A 10499-nucleotide genomic window follows, 5' to 3' on the forward strand; every position below is an offset into this window, starting at 1 on the left:
GAAGGGGAGAGGGGGGGAATTTTTCCCACTCCCCCACTCTTTTACTCCCCCACTCTTTTCTCCCCACGCCTCATGAATAGCAGCCACTATATCCAAATACAATGGCTCCCCGGCGCTACCTGGTTCTTTGGTGCGGTCAAGAACAGCGATCGCTTTTACACTAGCTGGTAAAGCTGCAACAAACTGTTGGACATCAAAGGGGCGATAAAGTCGCACTTTTACTACACCAACTTTTTCACCACGGGCGTTGAGGTAATCAACGGTTTCGTGTACTGTTTCGCAACCTGAACCCATAATTACGATGACGCGATCAGCATCATCTGCCCCATAATACTCATAGATTTGATAATACCTACCTGTGCGATCGCCAAATTGATCCATGAGCCGCTGGACGATTTCGGGACAGGCGTTGTAGTAAGGGTTAGCGCCTTCACGGGCTTGGAAGTAAACATCGGGGTTTTGGGCTGTACCTCGCAACGTTGGGCGGTCTGGGGTAAGACAGCGATCGCGGTGGGCGAGTACTAGCTGATCAGGAATTAGCGATCGCAATTCGCTATCTGAAAGTAGTTTGACTTTCTGCACTTCATGTGATGTACGGAAGCCATCAAAGAAGTGCATAAACGGGACTCGCGCCTCTAAGGTGGCTGCGTGGGCGATTAAGGCAAAATCTTGACTTTCCTGCACTGAAGCAGAACACAGCAGAGCAAAACCAGTGGCACGAGCTGCCATCACATCACTATGATCACCGAAAATTGATAAAGCATGGGTAGCCAAGGAGCGAGCTGCAACGTGGATGACGGCACTGGTCAATTCGCCAGCAATTTTGTAGAGGTTGGGTATCATCAACAATAGCCCCTGAGATGCTGTAAAGGTAGTACTCAGGGAACCCGTTTGCAATGCTCCATGCACCGCACCAGCGGCTCCTCCCTCGCTCTGCATTTGAACGACGCTGGGAATTGTTCCCCAGAGGTTGGGACGACCTTCGGCTGACCAAGCATCCGCCCATTCACCCATTGCTGAAGAGGGGGTGATAGGATAAATGGCAATTACCTCATTTAATTTATAAGCAACACGGGCAACAGCTTCATTCCCGTCGATGGTTGCAAACGCTTTGTTCATGATGTTTTCCCTGTCTCTGTTTGTAGCGTAGGCGTAGCCCAACCTAGGCATCGCTTGATTTTCTCAACTGCATGAAGAAAACCTGTGAAGTGAAGAGTTAGAAATAACCAGAGCCAGTTAGTTGGTGTATTCTATCTTTTAGATTAGAATCTAAAATTAATTCTTAATTGATTTTCTTGATGGCTTGAGGCTATTAATTTATCTCTCAATAAATACTTCGTATATGATTATCTCACCGCACATATCATATTTATTCATAGATATTAATCATGTACTCAATTGCTGAAGCTATTAATTGAGCAGAGTTGCAAGAGATTTAATATTGATTGTGGGGTATAGGGTCGGGCTTTTATAATCTCTTTGGCTGAATATTAACTTGAGAAATCCCAAAATCATCACGACTCCACTGGCGTAGCCCGCCGCAGGTATCGCCTAAATCTCCGGGTGTAAATCAACCGGAGTCATATAACCCGCAACTGGGGTTATCTAACAGTGCAAAGTAAGCTACAATTCAAGCAGATCAAGCATTTCCCGCTTAACAATACCCATGCTGGAGACTCTGCAAACCCAACTTTATCAATTAGAACAATTTGCCAATGGCCTCGTTTCTAACCAACTGACGCATCTGAGCCTGGTAAGCATTGGCATCATTTTTGCAGCTGGCTTGCTCACTAGCCTCACACCTTGTATGCTTTCCATGCTGCCAATTACCATTGGCTACATTGGCGGTTACGAAGCAAAAAGCCGTCTAGAAGCAGCTGTACAATCAACGTGGTTTGCATTGGGATTGGCAACTACACTAGCAGGGCTAGGTATCATAGCAGCTTTTGTCGGAAAAGTTTACGGTCAGGTGGGAATTGGTTTGCCGATTATCGTTAGCGTCATCGCCATTCTCATGGGATTGAATTTACTAGAAGCATTACCTCTGCAATTTCCATCTTTGGGCGAAACGAATTGGATTTCGGCAGATTTACCGTCAGGAGTACGTTCTTATGCCATTGGGTTGACTTTCGGCTTAGTTGCATCCCCTTGTAGCACACCAGTTTTAGCTAGCTTACTGGGTTGGATTGCGAATACACAAGATTTAATTTTAGGTGCTGTTTTATTACTTTCCTACACAGCAGGGTATGTAGCACCATTGATTTTGGCAGGTACTTTTACTGCTTCAATTAAAAAGCTGCTGGAATTGCGTCGTTGGTCTGGTTGGATTAATCCAGTCAGCGGGGCGTTGTTGGTAGGATTTGGTGTATTTTCTTTAATTTCTCGAATTCCCCTTGACAGTTTTTAAACAATGACTTTAGAAAATTCAACTACAAAATCAAGGTGGTGGTCAATACCTGGGCGATACTTGCGACAAGAGTTTTTGCCTATACTGACCAATTTACGATTGGCGATCGCACTGTTTTTGTTAATCGCCCTCTTCAGTATCAGCGGTACTGTAATTGAGCAAGGACAATCACCCGCATTCTACCAGTCTAACTACCCAGAACATCCAGCCTTGTTTGGTTTTTTGTCTTGGAAGGTGATTCAGGTAGTTGGGTTAGACCACGTATATCGTACCTGGTGGTTTCTGGCATTACTTATTTTGTTTGGTACAAGCCTAACTGCTTGCACTTTTACCCGCCAGTTACCAGCTTTAAAAGCCGCTCGTCGTTGGAAATATTATGAAGAACCACGACAATTTCAAAAATTAGCTTTGAGTGCAGAACTAGATAATATTTCCCTGAATTCCTTAACTCCATTATTGCAGAATCGTCGCTATAAGATTTTTCAAGAAAAAGACAATATTCTTTATGCTCGCAAGGGAATAGTCGGACGCATCGGCCCAATCATCGTTCATGTGGGCATTGTGGCTATTCTGCTAGGTGGTATTTGGGGAGCGATGACCGGATTTATTGCCCAGGAAAGGGTTGCTAGTGGCGATACATTTCAAGTGAAAAACATTATAGATGCTGGGCCTTTAGCAGCAGCCCAAGTTCCGAAAGATTGGTCTGTGCGAGTCAATCGTTTTTGGATTGACTATACTCCATCTGGCGGTATTGACCAATTTTACTCAGATATGTCTGTCTTGAATAATCAGGGGCAGGAAGTTGACCACAAAAAGATTTTTGTCAACCAACCTCTGCGTTATCATGGCGTAACTTTTTATCAAACAGATTGGGGAATTTCAGCTGTTCGCGTCCGCATTAACAACAGTCCCATTTTTCAGCTACCAATGGCACAATTGAACACCAACGGTAACGGGCGGATCTGGGGAACTTGGATTCCTACTAAACCGGATTTGAGTGCAGGTGTTTCCTTGTTAGCTAAAGACTTGCAAGGTATGGTATTAATTTACGATGCCACTGGTAAGCTGGTTAATACTGTACGTACTGGAATGTCCACCGAAGTTAATGGGGTGACGCTAAAGATTCTGGATGTAATTGGTAGCACGGGCTTACAAATTAAAGCTGATCCAGGCATACCTATTGTTTATACTGGGTTTGGCTTGCTAATGCTGGGTGTGGTGATGAGTTACTTTTCCCATTCCCAAATTTGGGCATTGCAAAAAGGCGATCGCTTATTTGTTGGTGGCAAAACTAACCGTGCTCAGGTTGCTTTTGAACGCGAGGTTTTAGACATTTTAGATCGGCTGAGTTCACAACCAGAGAGTAAAGAGAAAGCCATAGCGATTGAAGTTTAAACGCCAAGAGGCGCAGAGGTTCACGCGGACGGTACGCAAAATTTAGGAGTTGGTAAAAATTTTAATAACTCTGTACATTGGCGTTTCTCTCGTTCTATAATTTAGTGACGCTACTCCCACGGCTACAAATTGGGGAATCACCAGATATTTTTAATTAAAAATTGGAAATAAAGATTTGTATGTCTGCTCAACTTCAATTTAAGCGACTAGTTGGTTTTCTGCCCCTAATCGCTTTTGGGTTGAGTCTTGCCTCTTGCACTGCTGATAATAAAAACACAAAGAAGGTTTCCCTGATTGGTGCTGGCGCAAGTTTTCCCGCACCTTTGTACGAACGCTGGCTTTCAGATTACAACCAGCAAAATCCCAATGTCAAAATTAACTATCAAGCCATAGGGAGCAGCGCTGGAGTACAACAGCTCATTGAAGGTACTGTAGACTTTGCAGCTAGTGATGTGGGAATTGCAAATGAACAAGCAGCCAAAATAAAACGCGGAGTAATTACTTTGCCCTTAACGGCTGGTTCTATAGTTCTGGCTTACAATCTTATGGGAGTTACAAAGTCGGCTCAATTCAAGAAACCAATTGTGCTAAAGCTTTCACGCCAAGTCTATACAGATATCTTTCTCGGAAAAATTACCAATTGGAATAATTCTAAAATAGCTGTAATTAATCCAGGGATAAATTTACCCAATCTACCAATTCAGGTTATACATCGAACCGATGGTAGTGGTACTACAGGCGTGTTAACGCAACACCTAAGTACTATAAGTCCACAGTGGAAAAGCAAAGTTGGGGCTGGGAAATCTGTAGACTGGCCTGTAGGAATTGGTGCAAATGGTAACGAAGGTATTACCGCTCTAGTTCAACAGACTCCAGGAGCTATTGGCTATGTGGAGTACGCTTACGCTACACAAAATAAACTACCTGTGGCTACTTTGGAAAATAAATCTGGTAATTATATTACGCCCTCACCAGAATCGGCAGCAAGAACATTGGAGTCAGTGATATTACCTGCCGATAACTTGATTGCTTTTATTACCGATCCTACAGGTGCTCAATCTTATCCTATCGTTACGTACACTTGGCTTTTAACTTATCGTCAATATCAAAACCCAATCAAAGCCCAAGCGCTAAAGAACTTTGTTAACTGGGCTTTGATTGAAGGACAAAAATCTAGTTTAGAACTCGGATATATTCCATTGTCTAAAAAAGTTGTTATTCAAGCGCAATCTGCTGCCAAGAAGATTACAGAATAGAAGTCTATTGATTAGATTGTTTCTGATGGCGCACCTCGACAACAGTATGCACATTACCGCGAGGGGTGAAATCTGTTTTCACGGTGACTTCTAAAGGGTCACAAGCTGCAACAAAATCATCAAGAATTTGATTGGCGGATTCTTCATGAGAAATGTAGCGATCGCGGTAACTATTAATATAAAGCTTTAGCGCCTTCAATTCCACCACCCGCTCATCAGGCACATAAGTAATGTAAATTGTAGCAAAGTCAGGATAGCCAGAAAACGGACATTTACAAGTAAATTCTGGCAAAGTAATATTAATATCGTATCGTCTACCCACTCGCGGATTAGGAAATGTAATTAGTTTTCCTTCTGCAATTTCGCGTTCGCCATACTTCATTTCTTGGCTGGGCTGGGATACAGTTTCAGGTAAATTGTTGTTTGTCATTTGTCGTTTGTCATTAGTCATTAGTCATTTGATTGCATCTCTACAAGAGTCAAGAGTCAAGAGTCAAGAGTCAAGAGTCAAGAGTCATTTAGTTATTCTCTCCCCCACTCCTCCACTCTTCCACTCCTCCACTCCCCATCTACTCCTGCTCCCAATCTGGACAGTTCTTATCATCCCATCCATGAGGATGCATGGCGCAGACTAACAAGTTACCACTATACACATTACCGTGATAATTACTACAACCTATACAGGCTGGGTTTTTTTCTAAGGTGGGTTCAACTGAATAGGGAAAACCTGGATCTCCGTCTGCCAGTAAGTCTTCCATTTCCTCATAAACTTCTAAAAGGGGTTCAGCCAAATCCTGTAAATATTGGTCAACTTCGGTGACAATCGTATTTTGTACTTGTTCAGTAAATTCTTCCGTTAGCTCAAAAAAGGTATCTACCGCTTCACCCATGTCTAGGAAAAAGCGCTCTACCTCATCAGCCACTGTTTCTACGATTTCTATTAAATCTTTTTGCCATTGTTCCATAGACTTGACGCCCTTACTGGCTTATTAAGTTAGGATATCTCGTGCTACCTGGCTTGAAGCACTAGAGTAGATCCTAAGCAACGTAAATATTATCAAGTTTTTGTATGTGATGCTATGCCAAAGTGCCGATAATTACTGATGGTCAAGGTCAAAAATTGCTTTTTCTTGGTTACTGATCTCGTTGCAGTTTTTTTAACTCGTCTTGCATTTCTAACACTTGCCGACGCAAGTCATCTACATTCTCAGTTGATGCTTCTTTAACAGTTGGTTCTTCATCTTCCTCTAAGATTTCGATGCGGCGAGGTTCAGAAGGAGGAGTTTTGTCAGAGGTTGCATTAGATGATTGAGACTGTTGGGCTTGCTTCATCATATCTTCAACGAAGCGGCGAGCTTCTTCTGTGTTCATCTCGCCCTTTGCCACCATTTCATCTGCCAGTTTTTGGACTTGCGATCGCAGTTCGGCTAGTTTTCCCCCTGCTTTCTCACCTGCGTAAGAAGCTAGCCCAACACCGAGGTAAAAAGCTTTTTGAACAATATCTCCAAAACCAGGCATTGCTGCTGAGCACTCCTAAAAATAGGGCGACCCGGAGACTAAGCCTACCACAAGCATCCCATATTGCTGCCACCTTCCGGTTCTGACAAAGTTTAGGCGTTGAAGTCGCATAGATCCAGGTCTACTTAAAGTATAACACCAAAATTCCGTAAGTGTGTCTTATTCAGCTACAATTTTCCATTCGTAAAGCTGATAATCAACGCAGCCGTTTTGCACCAATGGATCAAGAGTTACAATTGCTTCTGCCTCATCCCTTGAAGCTGCCTCAAATAGCAACATACCGCCTCTGTGTTCTGCCCAATAGCCCGTTCGCGCCTTGTGTCCTTTGGCAATCAAATCCTGAACATAAGCTTTATGGGCGGGTACGTATTGGTCAAAGGTTGGTTTATCGACTTTGCCTTCTTCAATTTTCACAAACCAAGGCATTTGCTTGTTAACTCCCATTACACAACACTTCTTCCCCAATTTATTACTATTTTTGAGTAGCAAGTGAGTAGGGCTTTTCAAAAATCCGGGCATTCTGCTTCAACCACGTTTGGGTGACAGTAGAAACGCAGAACTGTTTCTACTGTGTCGCCGATCCAAAGGGCGACTTTGACCACAGACACTCCTTGAGCGATCGCCCAGGTGGCGAAAGTGTGTCTTGTGGCGTAAGGCTTGAGGTAAGGTACTAATCCTTGCGCTACTAATTCTTGAACCACACCCATGTAGCGATAGGTCTTTCCACCTTGCTTGCTGCTATAGCCAGTCCAAGCTGGTTTGAACAAATCTGAGGTCATCGGTAGCCCGCTTCTAGAGCAAAAAATCAGCCCTGACTTCTCCTGTGGTCGAAGGCTCAACAAAAGCTCTTGTAACCTCGACCCTTTTGTAGTAGTAAATACTCGCTTTTGATTGTTCTTAGTGCTTTTTAAGATGTTGTACTTGTTACAAGATTTGTTGATACTTATCTTTTTGTACGCTGGCGATCGCTCCTCAATCACCACCCCCGAAATTTTGTTGACGGGACTGAATTGGTAACTGTCGAGCGATGGATCAAACCGCTGCAAAGCGATATCAGTGGCGATCGCATCCCTGCGACTCCGCACAATCTCCCGTGGCGCTTAGTATCTTTAAGCCCACTTGCGATAAAAAATTGACGTTTTGGGAAGCCTTTCACCCTAAACCTGATTACCAGCTTCCCAGAACGCGGATCAACGTTGATCCACTTGTCTTCATCTGTCATCACTCACTCAGCCAGTCTTAACAATTTGATGAGGGAAGTAAGTTTTTGCTATCGCCTTGCCATTATCAGCTTTTAAAAAGATGCCATCGGCTCTAATGGTAGTAATGGTTGCAAAGCAGTCTTTACGCTTGCCCACCAAAATTACCACCTCGTCTCTGACACTGAAATTGTGCTTGGGTGATTCTTGGCATGATTGCAAATCTGTAAAAGGCAGCCCGATTGTCCCTCTGCCTGGAACACGACAGCTGACCTCATGCAAATTATTGGCTCTCTGTCATAGGGAGCGCGGAAAGTATCCTCTACAGATGTAATGAAATTTTTTAGGGTTGCGACGTCTTTCTTTTTATAAACGTGTTCAAATTCAGCCCACTCTAGACCCCAGAATCTATGCATTTTCTGTTTCTCGTCCTTATCGTTGGCATCCCCTAACTGATCGCTAAACCAGTCGTCACCAAACAACAGCCGAAAGAAGGTTGATTTGTACATCCCCTGTTTTTGAGAAGCCAGCATAAAAACTGAATCAAAATGCTACCTTAAAGGCAAGGTCACTTGCTCAAGTTTTGAGGAAAGCGCTATGACTACAACGCTATCTGTGCCTAATTATATTGAATCCTTACTGGGTAAAGAAGCACAAGACTTACTCACCTACAAGGCAAAAGTTTCTCAGGATTTACTACATTTGCCGGGGCCAGACTTTGTAGATCGAGTTTGGACAATTAGCGATCGCAACCCCCAAGTATTGCGTAATCTCCAGCAAATTTATTCTACTGGTCGTTTAGCTAATACTGGCTATCTGTCGATTTTACCAGTAGACCAAGGCATTGAACACTCAGCAGGTGCATCTTTTGCACCAAATCCGATTTACTTTGATCCAGAGAACATTGTCAAGCTGGCGATCGCAGCAGAGTGCAATGCTGTAGCCACAACTCTGGGAGTTCTGGGCAGTGTTTCCCGTAAATATGCCCACAAAATCCCCTTTATTGCCAAAATAAATCACAACGAACTGTTGACTTTTCCTAATCAATTTGACCAAGTATTGTTTGCTGATGTGGAACAAGCTTGGAATTTGGGTGCAGCAGCAGTAGGTGCGACAATCTACTTTGGTTCAGACCAATCTACCAGACAAATTCAGGAAATCAGCAAAGCTTTTAAACGCGCCCATGAACTTGGTTTGGTAACTATTCTCTGGTGTTATCTGCGTAATAACGCTTTTAAACAAGATAAAGATTATCACGTTGCTGCTGACCTCTCCGGACAGGCGAATCACTTGGGTGTGACAATTGAAGCTGATATCATCAAACAAAAGTTACCTGAATGCAACAATGGTTATGGTGCAGTCGCCAAAGCCACTGGTAAAAGTTACGGCAAAACTGATGAGCGCGTTTACACAGAGTTGACAACTGATCACCCAATTGATTTAACTCGTTACCAAGTGCTGAATTGCTACTCTGGACGTGCGGGACTGATTAACTCTGGTGGAGCGACTGGTAAAAATGATTTTGCGGAAGCAGTTCGCACCGCTGTGATTAACAAACGCGCTGGCGGAACAGGATTAATCTCTGGGCGCAAGACGTTCCAGCGACCGTTTGAGGAAGGAGTCAAACTATTTCACGCCATTCAAGATGTTTACTTGTCGCCAGATGTGACCATAGCTTAGGGGTTGTTTGAAAAGAGTTTCGCTGTGACTTTAGGCACTTTGAGATCCCCCCTAACCCCCCAATAAACGCTACGGTGTATACACAAGTTCTATCTGCAAAGGTTTCAAGCCTTGTAGACCCAATAAATTGTCATTACGAGAATCAAAGTCCCCCAATTTATCGGGGGATTTAGGAGGATCTAGAACTTTTGATACCGACAAGAGAACTTTTCAAACATCCTCTTAGGGAGTAGGGAAATGAGGAGCAGAGGGAGCAAGAAAAAATAACTAATGCCCAACACCCAATTCCCCATTTCTCATTTTTATCTAACATTTCTCAGTAAGAAATCTGGCTGACCACAACTTGTTCGCGATCGCTTCAAAATCTCGGCGCTACAAATACCAGGTTCACCGTTTTTGGAATAGCAACATTATTAAAAATCAAGGTTCAAAAGTGTAGAAATATTGAATTACAATTTTCTATCACTGAACAACATAATATAGCTAGAACCTGCTAAAAATAAGCCTCCTAAAATAAATCCAAATGTATCGTGAGGTAAAGTAATTGTAAGGCCGAATAAAGCTATACCAGCTATAAATATTGCATTTATTTTTTCGTTTGTTCTTTTAATTTCTCTTGTTACTTTGTCTACAGCTTTGATTAATTCTTGATTATTCTCATCGTTCATAGATCCTCCTTTTTGTAACTTTGTTGCTGCATATACATAATCTACTCAATACAGTTATTCAAATAATGTGAAACTCACTACTGTCGCACTAATAAAAGACTAAAACTTTTAGTTAAAAACATTTTCACACCGTAGCTATAGCGGTTATCAGTCCAGTGCAGTACACTAGGAGAGAGCAATTGTACTGATAACTGGTCGGTATGAAACCCTACTCTCTCGACTTGCGCCAGAAAATTGTTGATGCTTATACCTGCGGTGATATTTCCCAACGAAAACTGGCGAAAAACTTTGGTGTCACCCTAAGTTTTGTGCAAAATTTACTCAAACGCGATCGTGAATTGGGCACGATTTGCCCCAAGGTGCGGACTGAGCAGAC

12 protein-coding genes, 1 other RNA gene and 1 pseudogene are annotated in these 10499 nt (G+C 43.0%); 4 read left to right on the plus strand and 10 right to left on the minus strand.

Going from position 1 to position 10499, the window contains the following annotated elements:
* A pseudogene (locus IQ246_RS26370) lies at nt 1–1119 on the minus strand (pyruvate:ferredoxin (flavodoxin) oxidoreductase); the annotation flags it as partial.
* Between the two features lie 547 nt (nt 1120–1666).
* Here IQ246_RS26370 and IQ246_RS26375 point away from each other — a divergent pair.
* The 3 genes from IQ246_RS26375 to pstS all read left to right on the plus strand — a co-directional run bounded on the left by IQ246_RS26375 (nt 1667) and on the right by pstS (nt 5058).
* The gene (locus tag IQ246_RS26375) at nt 1667–2407 is read left to right on the plus strand and encodes a cytochrome c biogenesis protein CcdA (RefSeq protein ID WP_194006259.1); all 741 of its coding nucleotides are present in this window, start codon (nt 1667–1669) and stop codon (nt 2405–2407) included.
* 3 nt (nt 2408–2410) lie between these two features.
* The gene (locus IQ246_RS26380; RefSeq protein ID WP_194006260.1) at nt 2411–3802 is read left to right on the plus strand and encodes a cytochrome c biogenesis protein; all 1392 of its coding nucleotides are present in this window, start codon (nt 2411–2413) and stop codon (nt 3800–3802) included.
* 179 nt (nt 3803–3981) lie between these two features.
* Nucleotides 3982–5058, plus strand: a complete 1077-nt coding sequence (gene pstS, locus IQ246_RS26385) for a phosphate ABC transporter substrate-binding protein PstS (RefSeq protein WP_194006261.1) — start codon at nt 3982–3984, stop codon at nt 5056–5058.
* Nucleotides 5059–5062: 4 nt separating this feature from the next.
* On the opposite strand, the gene queF is transcribed toward pstS, so the two are convergent.
* The 8 genes from queF to IQ246_RS31390 form a co-directional block, all read right to left on the minus strand.
* On the minus strand, nt 5063–5488 hold the full coding sequence (queF, locus tag IQ246_RS26390) for a preQ(1) synthase (RefSeq protein WP_194006262.1): 426 nt from the start codon (nt 5486–5488) through the stop codon (nt 5063–5065).
* A 139-nt stretch (nt 5489–5627) separates the two neighbouring features.
* Nucleotides 5628–6023, minus strand: a complete 396-nt coding sequence (locus tag IQ246_RS26395) for a hypothetical protein (protein WP_194006263.1) — start codon at nt 6021–6023, stop codon at nt 5628–5630.
* Nucleotides 6024–6192: 169 nt separating this feature from the next.
* Nucleotides 6193–6576 (minus strand): phasin family protein, encoded by a 384-nt coding sequence (locus tag IQ246_RS26400; protein ID WP_194006264.1) that lies wholly within the window; start codon nt 6574–6576, stop codon nt 6193–6195.
* Between the two features lie 25 nt (nt 6577–6601).
* Nucleotides 6602–6698, minus strand: an RNA gene (gene ffs / locus IQ246_RS26405) — signal recognition particle sRNA small type.
* A 37-nt stretch (nt 6699–6735) separates the two neighbouring features.
* A complete protein-coding gene (locus IQ246_RS26410) occupies nt 6736–7002 on the minus strand; it encodes a YciI family protein (RefSeq protein ID WP_194006268.1) in 267 nt (88 codons plus the stop codon).
* 77 nt (nt 7003–7079) lie between these two features.
* Nucleotides 7080–7661, minus strand: coding sequence for a hypothetical protein (locus tag IQ246_RS26415; RefSeq protein ID WP_244142167.1), 582 nt, complete (start codon nt 7659–7661; stop codon nt 7080–7082).
* Between the two features lie 144 nt (nt 7662–7805).
* Nucleotides 7806–8057, minus strand: coding sequence for a hypothetical protein (locus IQ246_RS26420; RefSeq protein ID WP_194006269.1), 252 nt, complete (start codon nt 8055–8057; stop codon nt 7806–7808).
* A complete protein-coding gene (locus IQ246_RS31390; protein WP_194006265.1) occupies nt 7940–8308 on the minus strand; it encodes a VapE domain-containing protein in 369 nt (122 codons plus the stop codon). The genes IQ246_RS26420 and IQ246_RS31390 overlap by 118 nt, the downstream gene beginning before the upstream one ends.
* A gap of 64 nt (nt 8309–8372) precedes the next feature.
* Here IQ246_RS31390 and IQ246_RS26430 point away from each other — a divergent pair, with 64 nt between their 5' ends.
* Nucleotides 8373–9455 carry a class I fructose-bisphosphate aldolase gene (locus IQ246_RS26430; protein WP_194006266.1) on the plus strand — a complete coding sequence of 361 codons (1083 nt, stop codon included), beginning with the start codon at nt 8373–8375 and terminating at the stop codon, nt 9453–9455.
* A 449-nt stretch (nt 9456–9904) separates the two neighbouring features.
* On the opposite strand, the gene IQ246_RS26435 is transcribed toward IQ246_RS26430, so the two are convergent.
* The gene (locus tag IQ246_RS26435) at nt 9905–10123 is read right to left on the minus strand and encodes a hypothetical protein (protein WP_194006267.1); all 219 of its coding nucleotides are present in this window, start codon (nt 10121–10123) and stop codon (nt 9905–9907) included.
* Nucleotides 10124–10499 lie beyond the last annotated feature (376 nt).

This window comes from aff. Roholtiella sp. LEGE 12411, from assembly GCF_015206995.1.
In the GTDB taxonomy this organism is placed as follows: domain Bacteria; phylum Cyanobacteriota; class Cyanobacteriia; order Cyanobacteriales; family Nostocaceae; genus Komarekiella.

What these genes read in the sequence shown, in the direction of transcription:
- IQ246_RS26380 (WP_194006260.1), top strand. Translation starts at nt 2,411, where the DNA reads ATGACTTTAGAAAATTCAACTACAAAATCAAGGTGGTGGTCAATACCT.
- IQ246_RS26400 (WP_194006264.1), bottom strand. Translation starts at nt 6,576, where the DNA reads ATGCCTGGTTTTGGAGATATTGTTCAAAAAGCTTTTTACCTCGGTGTT.
- IQ246_RS26430 (WP_194006266.1), top strand. Translation starts at nt 8,373, where the DNA reads ATGACTACAACGCTATCTGTGCCTAATTATATTGAATCCTTACTGGGT.
- IQ246_RS26435 (WP_194006267.1), bottom strand. Translation starts at nt 10,123, where the DNA reads ATGAACGATGAGAATAATCAAGAATTAATCAAAGCTGTAGACAAAGTA.
- IQ246_RS26395 (WP_194006263.1), bottom strand. Translation starts at nt 6,023, where the DNA reads ATGGAACAATGGCAAAAAGATTTAATAGAAATCGTAGAAACAGTGGCT.
- pstS (WP_194006261.1), top strand. Translation starts at nt 3,982, where the DNA reads ATGTCTGCTCAACTTCAATTTAAGCGACTAGTTGGTTTTCTGCCCCTA.
- IQ246_RS26410 (WP_194006268.1), bottom strand. Translation starts at nt 7,002, where the DNA reads ATGCCTTGGTTTGTGAAAATTGAAGAAGGCAAAGTCGATAAACCAACC.
- IQ246_RS31390 (WP_194006265.1), bottom strand. Translation starts at nt 8,308, where the DNA reads ATGCTGGCTTCTCAAAAACAGGGGATGTACAAATCAACCTTCTTTCGG.
- queF (WP_194006262.1), bottom strand. Translation starts at nt 5,488, where the DNA reads ATGACAAACAACAATTTACCTGAAACTGTATCCCAGCCCAGCCAAGAA.
- IQ246_RS26375 (WP_194006259.1), top strand. Translation starts at nt 1,667, where the DNA reads ATGCTGGAGACTCTGCAAACCCAACTTTATCAATTAGAACAATTTGCC.